This is a genomic window from Pseudomonas sp. B22(2017) (genome assembly GCF_002113105.1).
GTDB classification, from domain to species: Bacteria; Pseudomonadota; Gammaproteobacteria; order Pseudomonadales; family Pseudomonadaceae; genus Aquipseudomonas; species Aquipseudomonas asiatica.
Window position 1 is genome coordinate 129,025 of the sequence record NZ_NEJN01000006.1, and the last position, 18,485, is coordinate 147,509.

The following is an 18,485-nucleotide window of genomic DNA, read 5'->3' on the forward strand; positions in this document are numbered from 1 at the left end:
AGGCCGCTCCTACAGCTGACCGCGTTAACCGGTCAGGCGGGGCAAGCCTGCGAAGGGGCGCAAAGCGGCCCCAATCATTTATGATGCAGCTATCCGCTTTGCAGCCTTAGGGAGGTCACTGAAATGGCCCAGGAACTCTACACCCGCACCAATCAGAAACTGTTCTTTGCCGGCCTCGCCCTGGAGTCCATGGCCAAGGCCGAACAAAGCCAGGCCATGAATGCCCAGGGCCTGGTCCAGGCCGAACGCGAGTCGGCGCTGTTCCATCTCTACGGCGCATTGTTGGGCCTGTGTCATGAAATTGGTGGCTTCTACCGCTTACCAGTTGTTGCAACTGTCGAGCAAGCACTGGCTGACGACGCCCTGAACGGTATCGCCATCCCGGAAGTGGCCGAGCTGTTGGAGCTGGCCCGCCAGCGCGAAACCTGGCTGGCACAAATGCTTGGTGCTTATGCCGATTTGTTCCGACCACCGGTCGCGAAAAAAACGCCGAAAACCGACGTTACCCAGCCATTGATTCAGGCGGTCAATCTCGATGAGCCCGAGCATCCGGCGCTGTCGCATGCCGAACTGGAACGCTGGCGCAGCGACCTCAAAGGCCTGGTGAGACGTTTCCGTGACGCGTTGAGTGAGTGCTGATAGCAGCTACGGCTGGTACAATGCCGGCCTTTCGCGGAGAACTGCCATTTATGTCTACGTCGTTTCTGGAAATTGTCGAGTTGCCTGATGGCCGCATCGAACTGCGTCGCGCCGAGGATGAGGGCTCTCTGGTAACCCTGGATTTCTCGGAAGACGCCAAGGCGTTCCTGCAGGGTCAGCATGTGGAAGTGGCCAAGGCCATGCTCAGCGTGGGCGTACAGATGGCCGGTCGCCTGATGGATGGCGAGCTTGAGCGTGATGAAGGGCCGCGAGTGCTGCACTGAGGTGCAGCAAGGCATCAGGTTTCATGCAGTGACAGGCAAAGCCTGAACATCAGCCGAGGCGGATGTTCAGGCTTTGTGCGTTTCCGGCACTGGCAGCGCGCAGCAATTGCTGGCGCGCAGTGGCGTTGACATTGCCCAGCCAGCTGACGACGGTGTGGCTGCGGCCCAGACGCAAGGCTTCGCAGGCCAGTTGAAGCGGGCTTTGATTGCCGCGAGGTTGCAGCAGCAGGATGCGTTCACGGTTGAGCCCGGCATCGCGCAGCCAGGCCTGGGTCAGGCTCGACGGCGGGGCGATCAGGGTCAGCCAGCGGGTCTCGTCCTCTTCGCTCAGTTCGCGCAGCACGGGTGCCAGCAGGCTTTGGCAATGCCCGGGGGCTCCGCGCAGCGACAGTTCGCTGAACAGCTCGGGCTGGCTGTTCTTGCGTGCCACTTCGCTGGCTTTCAGGCCAGGCAGTACGGGCTGGGCGAGGAATGCTTCGAACAATGGCAACTGAGCTTGCTCGGGTACGTGAATGAACTGCTGCATGATGCCTCCTGGATCAGCGGCGAATGACGCCGACGCTCAAGCCCTCGATCACCAGCTCCTGTTCTTTCAGGTCGACTTCGATGGGGGCGAATTCGGGGTTTTCGGCAAGCAGCCACACCTTGCTGCCTTCGCGCTTGAAGCGCTTGACGGTGACTTCGTCGCCGATGCGGGCCACGACGATCTGGCCATTGCGGGCTTCGCGGCAGGTGTGTACCGCCAGCAGGTCGCCATCGAAGATGCCGACGTCCTTCATGCTCATGCCGTGTACGCGCAGCAGATAGTCGGCCTGGGGGTGGAAGAAGTCGGGGTTGATGTTGCAGGATTGCTCGATGTGCTGTTCGGCAAGGATCGGCGCACCGGCGGCAACCCGGCCGATGATTGGCAGGCCGCTTTCTTCGGCCTTGGCTTCCAGGCCGGGGATGCGAATACCACGGGAGGCGCCCGGGGTCATCTCGATCGCTCCCTTGCGGGCGAGGGCCTTGAGGTGCTCCTCGGCGGCGTTGGGCGACTTGAAGCCCAGCTCCTGAGCAATCTCGGCGCGCGTCGGCGGGAAGCCGTTGTCTTCCAGGCAACGCTTGATGAACGCGAGAATTTCGGCTTGGCGTGGCGTCAGTTTCAACATGGTGAGCGCTCTGTCTTTTTGTACAGTGACTGGGATTATATACAGTACTGGATGCGCTGCAAGCCAAAACCCGCAATAAACAGTAGCAATGGCGCTTGCAGCCACCCGCCTGGCGTTTTTAAATGGCGACCGACCGGTCACCGAGCCTTGACAGAAACAGGGCTGAAACGTATGTTTCAAACACCTGTTTGTCTGGCGGAGTAGTCGGAGTAGTCATGGCCCAATCGGAAACCGTTGAACGCATTCTCGATGCTGCCGAGCAGCTGTTCGCGGAAAGGGGGTTCGCAGAAACCTCGTTGCGGCTGATTACCAGCAAGGCCGGGGTCAACCTGGCGGCAGTCAACTATCACTTCGGCTCCAAGAAGGCCCTGATCCAGGCAGTGTTTTCGCGCTTCCTCGGGCCGTTCTGCGCCAGCCTCGAACGTGAGCTGGAGCGGCGCCAGGCCAAGCCTGAGCACAAGCCGAGCCTCGAGGAGCTGCTGGAAATGCTGGTCGAGCAGGCTTTGGCCGTGCAGCCGCGCAGCAACAACGACCTGTCGATCTTCATGCGCCTGCTGGGTCTGGCCTTCAGCCAGAGCCAGGGCCACCTGCGGCGTTACCTGGAAGACATGTACGGCAAGGTGTTCCGCCGGTACATGCTACTGGTCAACGAGGCCGCGCCGCGCATTCCGCCGCTGGAGCTGTTCTGGCGCGTGCACTTCATGCTTGGCGCCGCCGCCTTCAGCATGTCTGGTATCAAGGCCCTGCGGGCGATTGCCGAAACCGATTTCGGCATCAATACCTCGATCGAGCAGGTAATGCGCCTGATGGTGCCGTTCCTGGCTGCGGGCATGCGTGCCGATAGCGGTGTAACCGACGACGCCATGGCCGCCGCGCAGCTGCGCCCGCGCACCAAGACCAGCGCAGGCGCGACCACCGCCAAGGCCTGAAGGCTGGGCGGGGCAGGGCGCTTCGGCTAAGCTAGCGCCCATGCCTGACCTCGACTTCCTGCACATTTCCCTCGCCGATCAGCGCCTTTATGGTTTTGCCGATGGCCAGCTGCGCGTACGCCTGCCGGTTTCAACGGCGCGCAACGGCGCCGGCGAGCGCAACGGCTCGGGTTGCACGCCGTGTGGCTTGCACCAGGTGCGAGCGAAGATCGGCGCGGGCTTGCCGCTGAAAGCGGTATTGGTCGGGCGGCGCTGGACCGGCGAGGTGTGGTCGCCGGCCTTGCATGCGCAATACCCCGGCCGGGACTGGATCCTCACCCGCATCCTCTGGCTTAGTGGCTGCGAGCCGGGTGTCAACCGCCTGGGTGCGGTCGACACCTTCCGCCGTTATATCTACCTGCACGGCACCCCGGATACGGAACCCTTGGGCGTAGCGCTGTCCCATGGATGCATACGCCTGCGCAACATCGATTTGCTAAGCCTGTTCGAGCAGGTGCCGGCCCATTGCCCGGTGCGCATCGAGCAGGCCGCCTGCCCCCAGTGGGCTTCTCTCAGTCTTCAATGAAGGATTACCCATGACTGTCAGCCTGCAAGGCTCCCTGATGGTGGATATCGCCGGTAAATGGCTGACCGCCGAAGACCGTCACCTGCTACGCCAACCTGAAGTGGCTGGCCTGATCATTTTTGCCCGCAACATCGACAGCCCGCGCCAGGTGCGTGAACTGTGCGCGTCGATCCGTGCCATCCGGCCCGACCTGATCCTGGCGGTGGACCAGGAGGGCGGCCGGGTGCAGCGCCTGCGCCAGGGCTTTGTGCGCCTGCCGGCCATGCGAGCGCTGGCCGACAATGACAACGCCGAGTACCTGGCCGAGCAGTGCGGTTGGTTGATGGCGACCGAGGTGCTGGCGGTTGGCCTGGACCTCAGCTTTGCCCCGGTACTCGACCTGGACCACCAGCGCAGCGCCGTGGTGGGCAGCCGCGCCTTCGAGAGTGACCCGCTGCGTGCCACGCAACTGGCCGGGGCGTTCATCCGTGGCATGAATGCGGCGGGTATGGCGGCTTGTGGCAAGCACTTCCCGGGGCATGGCTGGGCCGAAGCGGACTCGCATGTGGCCATCCCGACCGATGAGCGCAGCCTCGAACAGCTGCGCCAGGCCGACCTGGTGCCGTTCACCCGCCTGAGCGGGCAATTGGCGGCAGTGATGCCGGCGCATGTCATCTACCCGCAGGTCGACAACCAGCCGGCTGGCTTCTCGCGGCGCTGGTTGCAGGACATCCTGCGTGGCGAGCTGGGTTTCGACGGGGTGATTTTCAGTGACGATTTGTCGATGGCCGGCGCACATGTTGTCGGGGACGCGGCGAGCCGCATCGAAGCAGCACTGAGCGCCGGTTGTGATATGGGGCTGGTTTGCAATGATCGGGCGGCGGCGGAGCTGGCATTGAGTGCGGCACAACGCATGAAGGTAAAACCTTCGCCACGCATCGCAGGCATGCGCGGGCAAGGGTTTGCGCGGACTGACTATCGTCAGCAGCCTCGTTGGCAGCAGGCATTGTCCGCGTTGAAGGACGCTCAACTGGTCGACTGACGAGGCTCCACCCTGCTCGGTCCGAGACAGGATCCTGCGTTTTCGATGTGCGTATTGCGTGAGTACACCGGGAAATGTGCCCCGGTGTACCAGGCGGCACGCATTCCAGAGACTCGGGCAAAGCGGAGATTTCTCCGCTTCGCCCGTAATGGGTTTCTGATATTCGATTAGAGGATTTTGTAATGACAGTTTGTATGCAGGGGGCCTTGATGGTCGATATCGAAGGCACAGGGCTGACGCCTGAGGATCGTCGGTTATTGCTCCAGCCTGAAGTAGCTGGTTTGATCATCTTTGCTCGTAATATTGCCCACCCGCGTCAGGTGCGGGAGCTGTGCGCTTCGGTACGTGCTTTGCGCCCTGACCTGATCATTGCGGTCGATCAGGAAGGTGGGCGGGTGCAACGCTTGCGTGAAGGGTTCGTCAGGTTGCCATCCATGCGGCAGATCGCCCAGAGCGATGATGCCGAGCGATTGGCCGGACATTGTGGCTGGTTGATGGCAACCGAGGTGCTGGCGATCGGGCTGGATTTGAGTTTTGCTCCAGTGCTCGATCTGGATCATGGGCGCAGTGCAGTCATTGGTGCACGTGCCTTCGATGGTGATCCAGAGCGTGTCACTCAGCTGGGTGGGGCGTTCATCCGGGGCATGACTGCAGCGGGCATGGCAGCATGCGGCAAGCATTTTCCTGGGCATGGCTGGGCTGAGGCCGATTCGCATGTGGCCATTCCCGTAGATGATCGCAGCCTGGATGAACTGCGCAAGACGGACCTGGTGCCATTTACCCGATTGGCACGCCAGCTGTCGGCAGTGATGCCTGCACATGTGATCTATCCCCAGGTCGATAGTAAGCCCGCCGGTTTTTCGAGGCGCTGGCTTCAGGACATTCTCAGGGGGGAGCTTGGCTTCGATGGCGTGATTTTCAGTGATGATCTGTCCATGGCCGGTGCCCATGTGGTCGGAGATGTTGCTGGTCGCGTCGAGGCTGCTTTCGGTGCGGGATGTGACGTGGGCCTGGTATGTAATGACCGGGCTTCGGCAGAGCTTGCTCTGCTTGCTGCGCAGCGCTTGAAAGTCAAGCCATCGCCGCGCCTTGCTCGGATGCGAGGCTTCAGTTTTGCACGCACTGACTATCGCCAGCAGCCGCGGTGGCTGGAGGCGTTGGGGGCGTTGCGAGAGGCGCAGTTGGTCGATTGACCGCGCCGGCCCCTTCGCGGGCACGCCCGCTCCCACAGGTACGGCACCGCCCTTGAGGGCACTGATCTCCCTGTGGGAGCGGGTTTACCCGCGAAGAGGCCGGTACAGGCAGCGAAGGATTCTGGGCTACCGCCCGCGCTTCCCGGGCAGCGGCGCAAACAGCGCTTCGATCTCTTCATCCCCCAGCCGCCATTGCCCGGCCTGCCCGCCATCCAGCAGGCTCGCCGCAAGCGCGGCCTTCTCCTGCTGCAACAGCTGGATCTTTTCTTCCACCGTTCCCCGGGTGATCAGCTTGAACACGAATACCGGCTTGTCCTGGCCAATGCGGTAGGCGCGGTCGGTAGCCTGGTTTTCGCTGGCCGGGTTCCACCAGGGGTCGAAGTGGATCACCGTGTCCGCGGCTGTCAGGTTCAAGCCCACGCCACCCGCCTTGAGGCTGATCAGGAACACTTCGCTGTCACCCTGCTGGAACTGCTGCACCGGCGTGCGCCGGTCGCGGGTGTCGCCGGTCAGCAGGCTGTAGCGAATCTTGCGCTTCTCCAGTTCCTGCTCGATCAACGCCAGCATCGAGGTGAACTGCGAGAACAACAGTACCCGGCGCCCTTCGCTCAGCAGCTCTTCGAGCATTTCCAGCAGCGCGCCCAGTTTGCCCTTGTCGGCCTGGTTGCCTTTGCTTTCCACCCCTTTGACCAGGCGCAGGTCGCAGCATACCTGGCGCAGCTTGAGCAGGGCGTCGAGGATGATGATCTGGCTGCGCGCGGCGCCATTGCGGGCGATTTCATCGCGGACTTTCTTGTCCATGGCCACCCGCACGGCTTCGTAGGTGTCGCGCTGGGCATCGCTAAGCTCGACCCAGTGCACCATCTCGGTCTTGGCCGGCAGCTCGGTGGCCACCTGCTCCTTGGTGCGGCGCAGCAGGAACGGGCGGATGCGGCTGGCCAGGTGGGCCATGCGCTCGCTGTCGCCGTGGCGCTCGATCGGTGTGCGGTAGTCCTGGTTGAAGCGCTTCAGGTCACCCAGCCAGCCAGGCATGAGGAAGTGGAAAATCGACCACAGCTCGCCCAGGTTGTTTTCCATTGGCGTGCCGGTCAGGCAGACGCGCTGATTGGCCCGCAGCTCGCAAACCGCGAGGGCGGCCTTGCTGGTGCTGCTCTTGATGTTCTGTGCCTCGTCCAGCACCAGCACATGCCAGGCCTGGGCGCGCAGGTGCTCGAGGTCGCGTGGCACCAGGGCATAGGTGGTCAGGACCAGGTCGTATTCGTGCAGTTTGGCGAAATGCTTGCTGCGCCCCGGGCCTTGCAGGGCCAGCACGCGCAGCCCGGGGGCGAAGCGCTGGGCTTCGTCCAGCCAGTTGGGCACCAGGCTGGTCGGCATCACCGCCAGGGCCGGTGCGCTCAGGCGCCCGGACTGTTTTTCCAGCAGCAGGTGTGCCAGGGCCTGCAGGGTCTTGCCCAGCCCCATGTCGTCGCCGAGGATGCCGCCGGTGCCCATCTCGCGCAGCGCCTGCAGCCAGTTCAGGCCTTGTTGCTGGTAAGGGCGCAGGCTGGCCTGCAACCCGGACGGCGGTTCTACCTGCAAGTCACGGGCATCGCGCAGGCGACGGCCCAGGTCGCGCACATGCTCGCCACCCTCCCAATGCAGGGGCAGGCCGTCGATGTCGTTCAGGCGTGAGGCATCGGCACGGTCCAGGCGCAGGGACGGGCCTGCGGCGTCTTCGTGCAGGTACAGTTCGCCCAAGGTGCCCATCACTGCCTTGATGCGGCCATAGGGCAAGGCAACGCGCAGGGCCGGGGCATCTAGGCGGCCACGGTTGAGGTCGATCAGCAGGTGCTCGTCGTCACTGCGCCGGGCCAGTTCGCTGGGGCGCAGCAGCTCCGGGTTGCTGCGCAGCAGTTGCAGCACGATCGGCAGCAGGCTGTGGCGCTGGCCATCGACCACGATGCCCAGCTCCAGGTCGAACCATTCATGGCCGGGCGCTTCGTCGATGGTGGCGTACCAGTCGTCCACTTCCTGCAGGTTGAAGGCGAAGTCGCGGTGGATGTCGATGTTCCAACCGGCTTCGCGCAGGCGCGGCAGGCCTTCGCGGGCAAAGCGCAGCCAGGCTTCGTCATCGGGCAACTGGAGCATCTCGCCGGCACTGTCAGGCAGGGCCTTGCTCTGCCGGGTGGCGGCCTTGAAACCGAGGTCGCGCAGCACCTTGCGCAGCGCCTGTTCGGCCTGGGGCTGGCGGCGGATGCGCTGGCAGGTGTTGTCTACCAGGCGGGTCAGCGGTTTTTCGTCGCTGCCGCTGGCGCGTAAACCGTCATAGTCGAACGCCAGTGCGGCCCGATGCTGCATCTGCCGCTGCATGCGGCCGGTCTTGGGCATGTAGGCGCTGAATTCAAGGCTGCCCAGCGTCAGGTGCGGCCTGGGTTGAATACTGTCGATCTCTTCACTGCGTACGCTTGTAGGCGTTGGAACCTGGCGATTCAGTGCGTTCAAGCGGTGGCTCAGGGGGATGATCAAGTGTTCGGGCACCGTAGGTGCGCTTGCCAGTTGGCTGGCAATGAACGGGTCAAGATCATGTACAAGCTTGCCAGTCATGCCCGTCTGGGTATCGATGTAATAGAGCGGGTCGAGCGGCAGTGCCATGTCATGCATCCGCTCATCATGGTGCCACGCACCACGATAGCTGCCGTTCTCAAGCCTCATCCAGCGAAACTCGGCCGGCAGTGTCGGCCCGGGGGCTAGTGGCAACAGTTGCTCGCCGTAGATCAGGCGGCCACTGGCCAGTGCGAACTCGTACAGCTCTGCGCCTTGCTTTCCTTCCAGCCTTGCGATTGGCATGTTGGTGTTTTTGCCAAGGGCGTCAATCAGCCTGAGGATGCGCAGGTCCTCATCAATTACGTAACGTGGCGTGTAGTAGAGCATCTCAGGCAGCGAGCTGGCACGGGCGAGTTTCAGCTGGCCATCGGCTTCGCGGGTGCCTTTGGATACGCTGAGCGTGCAAAGGCCGTGCTCATTAACGACCTTGTAGTAGAGCGACGGGCCTTTGCGCCTGGCAGGCTCGGCAGGCTTTGTCGGAGCTTCCAGGGCCTCGACCCAATGGGCGAGTTCAGGTGGGAGGTCCAGAGATTGCCGGGCTGCGTCAACCGTTGGGTGAGGGGCATCATGGCTGCCCTCGGCGTAATCCGGCCCGCGCTCCAGCAAATAGAGCGCAGCCGCACAATGCTTGCAGTCTTCGCCCACCGGGCATGAGCAAGTGCCTCGGCACTCCAGGCCATCTTCCGTCATGTCCAGCGTGATGCGCTGGTAGTAGGTCCGGCCGCCGGAACCTGCGCACTGGGCGCGGACGGTCATGTCGAGGATGGACACGATTTCGCTTCTGCCTTCCTCGGCGTAGTCCAGGCCGCGTTGCAGGGACTTGCGGTCAAACGCGAACGTCCAGCCGTCGTGCTCCCGCACAAAGAACTGCGCATCGCTCTCGCTCACATCACTGCTCCATCATCTCCGGGTCCATCACTGGCATTTTAGGCGTACCTGGTGGTGTCACCTTCAGCAGCACCGCCAGGTGCCCACCGTCGAGGAAGGTCAGCTGGCCGCCCTTGACGTTGCTGTTGCTCTGCTTGAACTGCTCGCTTTGCAGCACGCTGCCGTTGCCGTCCAGCTGGTTGACCCAGAAGTTGGCCTCGACCGCAATGAAACGGCCCTCGGCGATGCTCAGGTTGCCTTCGATGGGGAAGTGGCCGAACTGCTCGGTGCCTTCGCCCAGGGCGATGCGGCTGGGCTCGCTGCCCACTTGCTGCTGCCAGGCCTTGTGCAGTAGCACGGTGTAGTCCGCGGTGGCTTCCAGGCGGGTGGCTTCGTCTTCCAGCGCCAGGCGGCGCTCGGCGTCCTTTTCCAGGCGCGGAGCGCCGGCGCTCCAGTCTTCGGGGGCGAACGGGCTGGTGAAGGCGGGCACGCTGTTCTGCCGCACCAGGATCATTTCTACCTGATACAGGCCTTCGGCGAAGGCGGCCGGGGCGAACAGCGCCAGCAGCAGGGTCAGGCAACGGATGGCACGCATGGATCTTCCTTAGGCAGGCTGTGGGGTCAGGCGCTCGAACAGCGCCTCCAGGTTATTGAAGCGTTCGTCGGGGCGTTCCATGGGTACCAGGAAGCGGAACTGGGTGGCGCCTTCGAACTTGTAGCGTTTGGGCTGGCCCTGGATCAGCTTGATCAGGGTCAGCGGGTCGACCGGGGTCTCGGCCTCGAACTCGATCTTGCCGCCGTTGGGGCCGGCGTCGACTTTCTTGATGCCGAGCTTTTCCGCGTGCAGCTTGAGCGAGGTCAGGCGCATCAGGTTCTTGGTCGGCTCGGGCAGCAGGCCGAAGCGGTCGATCATTTCCACCTGCAGGTCCTTGAGGCCTTCTTCATCGGCGGCCGAGGCAATGCGCTTGTACAGGATCAGCCGTGCATGCACGTCGGGCAGGTAGTCCTCGGGGATCAGTGCCGGCAGGCGCAGGTTGATTTCCGGACCACCACCCAGCGGCTGCTCAAGGTTGGGCTGGGTACCCTTGCGGATCGCCTTGACCGCGCGTTCGAGCATTTCCATGTACAAGGTAAAGCCCACCGCCTGGATCTGCCCGCTCTGGCCTTCGCCCAGCAGCTCGCCGGCTCCGCGAATCTCCAGGTCGTTGGTGGCCAGCACGAAGCCGGCACCGAGGTCCTGGGTGTTGGCGATCGCCTCCAGGCGTTTTTCGGCGTCGGCGCTGACCTTCTGCCGGGTTGGCGTCAGCAGGTAGGCGTAGGCCTGGTGGTGGCTGCGGCCAACACGGCCGCGCAGCTGGTGCAGCTGGGCCAGGCCGAACTTGTCGGCGCGCTCGATGACGATCGTGTTGGCGCTGGGCACGTCGATGCCGGTTTCGATGATGGTCGAGGCCACCAGCACGTTGAAGCGCTTGTGGTAGAAATCGCTCATCACCTGTTCCAGCTCGCGCTCGCGCATCTGCCCGTGGCCGATACCGATGCGCGCCTCTGGCACCAGTTCGGCAAGGTCGGCGGCGCATTTCTCGATGGTTTTCACATCGTTGTGCAGGTAGTACACCTGGCCACCGCGCAGCAGCTCGCGCAGCAGCGCCTCCTTGACCGTGCTCTTGTTCTGCTCCATGACGAAGGTGCGTACCGACAGGCGGCGCGCTGGCGGCGTGGCGATGATCGACAGGTCGCGCATGCCCGCCACCGCCATGTTCAGCGTACGCGGGATCGGCGTGGCGGTGAGGGTGAGGATGTCCACTTCGCTGCGCAGGGCCTTGAGCTGTTCCTTCTGGCGCACGCCAAAGCGGTGCTCTTCGTCGATGATGGCCAGGCCCAGGTCCTTGAAGCGTACATCGTCCTGCAGCAGCTTGTGGGTGCCGATGAGGATGTCGATCTTGCCTTCGGCCAGATCGGCGGCGGCGTTGGCCACTTCCTTGGCCGACTTGAAGCGGCTCATCACCTCCACGGTCACCGGCCAGTCGGCAAAGCGGTCGCGGAAGCTGTTGTAGTGCTGCTGGGCGAGCAGGGTGGTGGGCACCAGCACGGCCACCTGGCGGCCGCTGTGTACGGCGATGAACGCTGCGCGCATGGCCACTTCGGTCTTGCCGAAGCCGACGTCGCCGCACACCAGGCGGTCCATCGGCTTGGGCGCCAGCATGTCGGCACGCACGGCTTCGATGGCAGCCTGCTGATCCGGGGTTTCCTCGAACGGGAAGCCGGCGCTGAAGGTGGCGTAGTCGGCGGACGGGTCGGCAAATGCATAGCCTTTGCGCGCGGCGCGGCGGGCATAGATATCGAGCAGTTCGGCGGCGACGTCGCGCACTTGTTCGGCGGCCTTGCGCTTGGCCTTCTGCCAGGCCTCCGAGCCCAGCCGGTGCAGCGGTGCCAGGGCATCGTCGCTCCCGGTGTAGCGAGCGATCAGATGCAGGTTGGCCACCGGCACGTACAGCTTGGCGCCCTCGGCGTATTCCAGGGTGAGGAATTCGGCGGCCTGGCCGTCGATTTCCAGGGTGGCCAGGCCCAGGTAGCGGCCCACGCCATGGTCGATGTGCACCACCGGCGCGCCTTCGCGCAGCTCGGTCAGGTTCTTGATCACCGCGTCGTTGGCGGTTTCGCCACGCTTGTCGCGGCGCCGGCGCTGCATGACTCGCTGGCCGAACAGCGGGCTTTCGGCGATCAGGGCCAGGCCTGGGTCGTCCAGCAGCAGGCCTTCGTCCAGTGGGGCGATGGTGATTGCCAGGCGTTCGCTGCCGGTGATGAAGTCGGCCCAGCCGTCGACGGTATGCGGGCGCAGTTTCAGCCGCTCGAGCAGCTCCAGCAGCACTTCGCGGCGGCCCGCCGATTCGGCGGTGAACAACACCCGGCCGGGGAACTGGTCGAGGAAGTTGGCCAGTTCGGCCAGGGGCTGGTTGGCCTTGGCTTCGATTGCCAGGTTGGGCAGGGCGCGTGCCGGGAAGCGCTCGCGACCCACGCCCGGGTCGAGGTCTTCGGTGCTGACCACTACCCGTGGCCATTGCTTGAGCCGGGCAAAGCAGTCTTCCACCGGCAGGAACAGCTCGGCCGGCGGCAGCAGCGGCCGGCTCAGGTCGCCACGGCGGTCTTCATAACGCCCGCGCACGTCGTTCCAGAAGTGTTCGGCGGCCTGTTCCACGCCGGGCAGCGAGAACACCTGGGTGTCGGCCGGCAGGTAGTCGAACAGGGTCGAGGTTTCTTCGAAGAACAGCGGCAGGTAGTACTCGATGCCGGCGGGGATGATACCGCTGGCCAGGTCCTGGAAGATCGCGCTGCGGCGGAAATCGACATCGAAGCGTTCGCGGAAGCGCGCCTTGAAGCGGGTCACTTCCTCTTTCTGCATCGGGAACTCGCGCGCCGGCAGCAGGCGCACCGAATCCACCTTGTCGATCGAGCGCTGGGTCTCGGGGTCGAAGGTGCGCAGCGTCTCGATCTCGTCATCGAACAGGTCGATACGGTAGGGCAGCTTGCTACCCATCGGGAACAGGTCGATCAACGCGCCGCGCACGGCGAACTCGCCATGCTCGTAGACGGTGTCGACGCAGCGATAGCCACTGGCCTCCAGGCGCAGGCGCATCTGCTCCACATCGATGGTCTGGCCCACGTCCAGCACCAGGCTGCTGCCCAGCAGGAAGCGGGTCGGCGCCAGGCGGTGCAGGGCGGTGGTGACCGGCACCACGAGGATGCCGTGGCTCAGCTCGGGCAGGCGGTAGAGGCTGGCGATGCGCTGGGAAATGATGTCCTGGTGCGGCGAGAACAGGTCGTAGGGCAGGGTTTCCCAATCGGGGAACGGCAGCACCGGCAGGTCCGGGGCAAAGAAGCGAAGTTCCTGTTCCAGACGATCGGCAGCCTGGCTGTCGGCTGTCAGCAGCAAAGTGAAGCGGCCCGCGCTGCTGGCGGCCTCGGCGATGGCCAGGCTGAGGGCGGCACCGGGTAGATTGCCCCAGGTTTGTTTGCCGGCCGTGGCCGACATTTGCGGTAGGCGCAGAACTGACACGGGAGATTGCACTCCAAGCGTTGCGGCAAAGAGATCGATTGTACCGGTGACGGTGCCGGCTGTCAGGTTCGAAAGGGCGTGAACGCTGGCTTGCGTGGCCGCGACAGGCGCTCATTGCCCGTAACGCGTTGGGGCGTCATAATGTAGCCCCTTTTTTCTGTCCCTACATGTGGAAGGTTCCCGTGACTCAGAAGCCCGACCAGTGTCTTGGTGAGTGGATCGATCGTGAAGCCCTGGCTGAAGCGATGATCCCGCTTATCGGTCAGCTCTACCGCAACAACAACGTGGTGAGCTCGATTTATGGCCGTAGCCTGATCAACCGTTCGGTTATCTCGATCCTCAAGGCGCACCGCTTTGCGCGTCATCGTCAAGCCGACGAAACCGAACTGTCCGTCCACGAGACATTCCCCCTGCTCAAGGCCATGAGCGAGCTGAAACTGGGCGCCGCTTCGGTCGACCTGGGCAAGCTGGCCAACAAGTTCAAGCAGGAAGGCAATGGCCGCACTGCCGAGCAGTTCGTCCGTGAAGAACTGGCCGCGGTAGTTGGCCAGCAGAACGCTTCGGCGCGCAAGGGCACCGACGTTGTGCTGTACGGTTTCGGTCGCATCGGCCGCCTGCTGGCGCGCATCCTGATCGAGAAGACCGGTGGTGGCGACGGCCTGCGCCTGCGCGCCATCGTCGTGCGCAAGGGCGCCGAGAACGACCTGGTCAAGCGTGCCAGCCTGCTGCGCCGTGACTCGGTGCACGGCCCGTTCGATGGCACCATCACCATCGACGAAGCCAACAACACCATCACCGCCAACGGCAACCTGATCCAGGTTATCTACGCCAAGAGCCCGAGCGAAGTCGACTACACCCAGTACGGCATCGAAAACGCGCTGATCGTCGACAACACCGGCGTATGGCGTGATGCCGACGGCCTGGGCCAGCACCTGGCCTGCCCGGGCGCTGCCCGCGTGATCCTCACCGCACCTGGCAAGGGCGCGCTGAAGAACATCGTGCACGGCATCAACCACGGCGACATCGCTGCCGATGACAAGATCATCTCGGCCGCTTCCTGCACCACCAACGCCATCGTGCCGGTGCTCAAGGCCATCAACGACCAGTACGGCATCGTCAACGGCCATGTCGAAACCGTTCACTCGTTCACCAACGACCAGAACCTGATCGACAACTTCCACAAGGGCAGCCGCCGCGGCCGCGCCGCGCCGCTGAACATGGTCATCACCGAAACCGGCGCCGCCACTGCTGCCGCCAAGGCACTGCCAGTGCTGAAGGGCAAGCTGACCGGCAACGCCATTCGCGTACCGACGCCGAACGTTTCGATGGCCATCCTCAACCTGAACCTCGAGAAGGCCACCAGCCGCGACGAGATCAACGAGTACCTGCGCCAGACCGCCATGCACTCGGAACTGCACAAGCAGATCGATTACGTCAGCTCGCAGGAAGTGGTTTCGACCGACTTCGTCGGTTCGCGCCACGCCGGTGTGGTTGACGCCGAAGCGACCATCTGCAATGACAACCGCGTTGTTCTGTACGTCTGGTACGACAACGAATTCGGTTACAGCTGCCAGGTGGTTCGTGTGATGGAAGAGATGGCCGGTGTGAACCCGCCAGCGTTTCCGCACTGATACGCTTGTAAGGCAATGAAAAAACGGGAACCTTCGGGTTCCCGTTTTTTTTCGCCTGATAAACCGATCGGGCATTTACTGTGTCTGTACTGGCCCTTTCGCGGGCACGCCCGCTCCCACAGGGATATCACAGGGCTGGAGGGCAGTGGGGTACCTGTGGGAGCGGGCGTGCCCGCGAAAGGGCCAGTACAGACATTCGAGATCTCGATATTGCGCGCATTTCTTTGTTTCTTGCTGATGCTGCTCACCGCCTGCAACCAGGGCCCCACCCTGGAGCGCCTGGGTGGCCCGACCATGGGCAGCAGCTACAGCATCCAGTACGTGCGCGAACCCGGCGGCCCGGCGCCGGTTCAGGTGCAGGCGGCAGTGGAAACCATCCTGCACGGCATCGACCAGCACTACTCGACCTACCGCGGCGACTCCACCATCAGCCGTTTCAACCAGTTGCCCGCCAACCAGTGCCAGGTACTGCCGCCCGACATGCTCGAACTGGTCAGCCTTGGTCAGCACCTGGCCGAGCAGAGCGGCGGCGCCTTCGACCTTACCGTCGAACCCTTGCTCGACCTGTGGGGGTTCGGCCCCCAGGCCCGTCACGAACAGGTGCCCGACCCGTCGGCCCTGGCCCAGGTGCGCCAGCGCGTGGGCTACCGGCATCTGCACATCGACGGCCAGGCCCTGTGCAAGGACGCCCCGGTGAAGCTCGACTTCAACAGCATCGCCGCCGGCCATGCCGTCGACCTGATCGCCGCGCGCCTGCAGGCCATGGGCGTGGCCAACTTTGTCGCCGAAGCCACCGGCGAGCTCAAGGCCGCCGGCCGCAAACCGGATGGCAGCCCCTGGCGCATCGCCCTGGAGCTACCCCGCGAAGATCGCCAGATAGCCCGCCAGATCATCCCGGTCAACGGCCTTTCGGTATCGACCTCGGGTGACTATCGGCACTATTTCGAGGAGAATGGCCGGCGCTATTCGCACACCTTCGATGCCCGCCTCGGGCGCCCGGTGCAGCACGACCTGGCCGCGGTCACCGTGCTCGATGCCTCGGCGCTGCAGGCCGACGGCTATTCGACGCTGCTGTTGATCCTGGGCCCGGAACGTGGCTGGGATTTTGCCGTGGCGCATGGCCTTGCCGCGGTATTGGTGACTCGGGCCGAGGGTGGCTTCGTCTCCCGAGCTACGCCCGCATTCGAACGGGCAGTGAAAGGCGAGTGAAAGCACAAGCAGGGATGATCGCCGCCAGGGAATGGTTCACACATGTAGTGCGGGCGAAATTGGCCTACGACGCGACCAAGGGTTAATGTGCGCGGCGTTCACGCTTGATTAGACTGCACCCGAATTTTCTCATGACGCCCCGGCGGCATGATCGCGCCCCGCGAGCGACCGTAGCTTGCGGGCCAGTTCTGAAGGAGTACGCATGGCTGTCTACAACTACGACGTAGTGGTGCTGGGTTCCGGCCCGGCCGGAGAAGGTGCGGCAATGAACGCCGCCAAAGCAGGGCGCAAGGTGGCGATGGTCGATAGCCGTCGCCAGGTCGGGGGCAACTGCACCCACCTGGGCACCATCCCGTCCAAAGCACTGCGTCACTCGGTGCGGCAGATCATGCAGTTCAACACCAACCCGATGTTCCGTGCCATCGGTGAGCCGCGCTGGTTCTCGTTCCCCGACGTGCTGAAAAGCGCCGAGAAGGTCATCGCCAAGCAGGTAGCGTCGCGCACCGGCTACTACGCACGTAACCGCGTGGACGTGTTCTTCGGCACCGGCAGCTTCGCCGACGAGCAGACCGTCGAAGTGGTTTGCCCGAACGGTGTGGTGGAAAAGCTCAACGCCAAGCACATCATCATCGCCACCGGCTCGCGCCCGTACCGCCCGGCCGATATCGACTTCCACCACCCGCGCGTCTACGACAGCGACACCATCCTCAGCCTCAGCCACACCCCACGCAAATTGATCGTGTACGGAGCCGGCGTGATCGGTTGCGAATACGCCTCGATCTTCAGCGGCCTGGGTGTATTGGTAGAGCTGGTAGACAACCGTGGCCAGTTGCTGAGCTTCCTCGACTCGGAAATTTCCCAGGCGCTGAGCTACCACTTCAGCAACAACAACATCACCGTGCGCCACAACGAAGAGTATGAGCGCGTCGAAGGCCTGGACAACGGGGTGATCCTGCACCTGAAGTCGGGCAAGAAGATCAAGGCCGACGCCTTGCTGTGGTGCAACGGCCGTACCGGCAACACTGACAAGCTGGGCCTGGAAAACATCGGCATCAAGGTCAACAGCCGCGGCCAGATCGAGGTCGACGAGGCTTACCGCACCAGCGTGCCGAACATCTACGGTGCCGGCGACGTGATCGGCTGGCCAAGCCTGGCCAGCGCTGCCCATGACCAGGGCCGTTCGGCAGCTGGCAGCATCGTGGACAATGGCAGCTGGCGCTTCGTCAATGATGTGCCAACCGGTATCTATACCATTCCGGAGATCAGCTCGATCGGCAAGAACGAGCAGGAACTGACCCAGGCCAAGGTGCCGTACGAAGTGGGCAAAGCCTTCTTCAAGAGCATGGCCCGTGCACAGATCGCCGGCGAGCCGCAAGGCATGCTGAAGATCCTGTTCCACCGCGAAACACTGGAGGTGCTGGGCGTACACTGCTTCGGCTACCAGGCTTCGGAAATCGTCCATATCGGCCAGGCCGTGATGAACCAGCCGGGCGAGCTGAACAACCTGAAGTATTTCGTCAACACCACATTCAACTACCCGACCATGGCCGAAGCCTATCGGGTAGCTGCCTACGATGGCCTGAACCGGCTTTTTTGAGCGGCTCCGACCGGTGGCCTGAGCCGGTCGGAGAGACCGATTTCAACCCTGCCCGAGGGTGGTCCTGGCCAAACCGGGAAAGTCTGTAATCAGGCTGTCCACACCGAAGTCAGCGAGCCGGCGCATCAGTGCCGGTTCGTTGACCGTCCACACCGACACATGCAAACCCTGGGCCTGGGCTTTCAGCAGGCGCTCGGGGGTGCACAGCGTCCAGTTCAATGCCAGCAGGTTGCAGCCGTAGTTCTGTGCCACCTTCAATGGGTCGAGCCAGGCGTATTCGGCTACCAGCCCGCGTTTGACGTCCGGCACCAGCTCCAGGGCGGCACCCAGCACTTCGCGTGAGCTGGAGGTAATGGTCACCTTGTCCAGCAGGCCGTACTGCTGGGCCAGTTCGCGGATCGCCAGCACGGTGGTCGCGGCGCGGGTACGCGAGGCGCTTTTCACTTCCAGCTGCCAATGCTCGAACGGGCACTTCTGGAACAGTTCTTCCAGCCTCGGAATCGGGCAGGGCTGGACATGGCCCGGGCCGCCTTTGCGGGCATCTATCTTGACCAGGTCTGCGGCCGGGTGCTCGACCACCTTGCCGCGTTTGCCGGTGGTGCGCTTGAGGGTCGGGTCGTGGATCACCATCAGCTCGTTGTCGGCCGACAGGTGCAGGTCCAGCTCGCAGCGGGTCACGCCATGGGCGAGGCATTGCTGGAAGCTCTTCAGGGTATTCTCGGGCGCTTCGCCCTTGGCGCCGCGGTGGCCGTAGATCAGGGTCAC

Annotated in this window: 15 protein-coding genes; 9 read left to right on the plus strand and 6 right to left on the minus strand. The window is 63.6% G+C overall.

What is annotated here, in order from left to right; translation table 11 throughout:
- Positions 1–123 precede the first annotated feature (123 nt).
- Positions 124–639, plus strand: coding sequence for a DUF6586 family protein (locus tag CAG18_RS15115; protein WP_043935471.1), 516 nt, complete (start codon positions 124–126; stop codon positions 637–639).
- Between the two features lie 50 nt (positions 640–689).
- Positions 690–923, plus strand: coding sequence for a hypothetical protein (locus tag CAG18_RS15120; RefSeq protein ID WP_004376430.1), 234 nt, complete (start codon positions 690–692; stop codon positions 921–923).
- A gap of 49 nt (positions 924–972) precedes the next feature.
- Here the strand turns inward: CAG18_RS15120 and sulA are convergent, their stop codons facing one another.
- Together sulA and lexA are read right to left on the minus strand one after the other, a co-directional pair.
- Positions 973–1,449: an SOS-induced cell division inhibitor SulA gene (gene sulA, locus CAG18_RS15125; RefSeq protein ID WP_015269532.1), complete on the minus strand. Its 477-nt coding sequence runs from the start codon at positions 1,447–1,449 to the stop codon at positions 973–975.
- A gap of 13 nt (positions 1,450–1,462) precedes the next feature.
- Positions 1,463–2,071: a transcriptional repressor LexA gene (gene lexA / locus CAG18_RS15130; RefSeq protein ID WP_004376420.1), complete on the minus strand. Its 609-nt coding sequence runs from the start codon at positions 2,069–2,071 to the stop codon at positions 1,463–1,465.
- 215 nt (positions 2,072–2,286) lie between these two features.
- Here lexA and CAG18_RS15135 point away from each other — a divergent pair, with 215 nt between their 5' ends.
- From CAG18_RS15135 to nagZ (CAG18_RS15150), 4 genes are all read left to right on the plus strand, one after another.
- The gene (locus CAG18_RS15135) at positions 2,287–3,000 is read left to right on the plus strand and encodes a TetR/AcrR family transcriptional regulator (RefSeq protein WP_013971718.1); all 714 of its coding nucleotides are present in this window, start codon (positions 2,287–2,289) and stop codon (positions 2,998–3,000) included.
- 40 nt (positions 3,001–3,040) lie between these two features.
- Positions 3,041–3,565 (plus strand): L,D-transpeptidase, encoded by a 525-nt coding sequence (locus CAG18_RS15140; RefSeq protein WP_015269533.1) that lies wholly within the window; start codon positions 3,041–3,043, stop codon positions 3,563–3,565.
- 22 nt (positions 3,566–3,587) lie between these two features.
- A complete protein-coding gene (nagZ, locus tag CAG18_RS15145) occupies positions 3,588–4,586 on the plus strand; it encodes a beta-N-acetylhexosaminidase (protein WP_170976293.1) in 999 nt (332 codons plus the stop codon).
- A 194-nt stretch (positions 4,587–4,780) separates the two neighbouring features.
- Positions 4,781–5,779, plus strand: coding sequence for a beta-N-acetylhexosaminidase (gene nagZ, locus CAG18_RS15150; protein ID WP_178075723.1), 999 nt, complete (start codon positions 4,781–4,783; stop codon positions 5,777–5,779).
- A gap of 126 nt (positions 5,780–5,905) precedes the next feature.
- Here the strand turns inward: nagZ (CAG18_RS15150) and CAG18_RS15155 are convergent, their stop codons facing one another.
- From CAG18_RS15155 to mfd, 3 genes are read right to left on the minus strand one after another with little or no spacing between them, the layout of a single operon-like run.
- On the minus strand, positions 5,906–9,250 hold the full coding sequence (locus CAG18_RS15155; RefSeq protein WP_085721129.1) for a DEAD/DEAH box helicase: 3,345 nt from the start codon (positions 9,248–9,250) through the stop codon (positions 5,906–5,908).
- A gap of 1 nt (position 9,251) precedes the next feature.
- Positions 9,252–9,824: a CsiV family protein gene (locus tag CAG18_RS15160; RefSeq protein WP_004376408.1), complete on the minus strand. Its 573-nt coding sequence runs from the start codon at positions 9,822–9,824 to the stop codon at positions 9,252–9,254.
- A gap of 9 nt (positions 9,825–9,833) precedes the next feature.
- Positions 9,834–13,283, minus strand: a complete 3,450-nt coding sequence (mfd, locus tag CAG18_RS15165; protein ID WP_085721130.1) for a transcription-repair coupling factor — start codon at positions 13,281–13,283, stop codon at positions 9,834–9,836.
- A 167-nt stretch (positions 13,284–13,450) separates the two neighbouring features.
- Here mfd and CAG18_RS15170 point away from each other — a divergent pair, with 167 nt between their 5' ends.
- The 3 genes from CAG18_RS15170 to sthA all read left to right on the plus strand — a co-directional run bounded on the left by CAG18_RS15170 (position 13,451) and on the right by sthA (position 17,720).
- A complete protein-coding gene (locus tag CAG18_RS15170; protein ID WP_043935474.1) occupies positions 13,451–14,914 on the plus strand; it encodes a glyceraldehyde-3-phosphate dehydrogenase in 1,464 nt (487 codons plus the stop codon).
- Between the two features lie 210 nt (positions 14,915–15,124).
- Positions 15,125–16,123: an FAD:protein FMN transferase gene (locus CAG18_RS15175; RefSeq protein ID WP_085721164.1), complete on the plus strand. Its 999-nt coding sequence runs from the start codon at positions 15,125–15,127 to the stop codon at positions 16,121–16,123.
- A gap of 202 nt (positions 16,124–16,325) precedes the next feature.
- The gene (gene sthA / locus CAG18_RS15180; RefSeq protein WP_013971726.1) at positions 16,326–17,720 is read left to right on the plus strand and encodes a Si-specific NAD(P)(+) transhydrogenase; all 1,395 of its coding nucleotides are present in this window, start codon (positions 16,326–16,328) and stop codon (positions 17,718–17,720) included.
- A gap of 42 nt (positions 17,721–17,762) precedes the next feature.
- On the opposite strand, the gene CAG18_RS15185 is transcribed toward sthA, so the two are convergent.
- Positions 17,763–18,485 carry a glycerophosphodiester phosphodiesterase gene (locus CAG18_RS15185; protein ID WP_013971727.1) on the minus strand — a complete coding sequence of 241 codons (723 nt, stop codon included), beginning with the start codon at positions 18,483–18,485 and terminating at the stop codon, positions 17,763–17,765.

Coding starts and splice junctions, on each gene's coding strand:
- CAG18_RS15115 (WP_043935471.1), top strand. CDS start 124: ATGGCCCAGGAACTCTACACCCGCACCAATCAGAAACTGTTCTTTGCC.
- CAG18_RS15120 (WP_004376430.1), top strand. CDS start 690: ATGTCTACGTCGTTTCTGGAAATTGTCGAGTTGCCTGATGGCCGCATC.
- sulA (WP_015269532.1), bottom strand. CDS start 1,449: ATGCAGCAGTTCATTCACGTACCCGAGCAAGCTCAGTTGCCATTGTTC.
- lexA (WP_004376420.1), bottom strand. CDS start 2,071: ATGTTGAAACTGACGCCACGCCAAGCCGAAATTCTCGCGTTCATCAAG.
- CAG18_RS15135 (WP_013971718.1), top strand. CDS start 2,287: ATGGCCCAATCGGAAACCGTTGAACGCATTCTCGATGCTGCCGAGCAG.
- CAG18_RS15140 (WP_015269533.1), top strand. CDS start 3,041: ATGCCTGACCTCGACTTCCTGCACATTTCCCTCGCCGATCAGCGCCTT.
- nagZ (WP_178075723.1), top strand. CDS start 4,781: ATGCAGGGGGCCTTGATGGTCGATATCGAAGGCACAGGGCTGACGCCT.
- CAG18_RS15160 (WP_004376408.1), bottom strand. CDS start 9,824: ATGCGTGCCATCCGTTGCCTGACCCTGCTGCTGGCGCTGTTCGCCCCG.
- CAG18_RS15170 (WP_043935474.1), top strand. CDS start 13,451: ATGTGGAAGGTTCCCGTGACTCAGAAGCCCGACCAGTGTCTTGGTGAG.
- sthA (WP_013971726.1), top strand. CDS start 16,326: ATGGCTGTCTACAACTACGACGTAGTGGTGCTGGGTTCCGGCCCGGCC.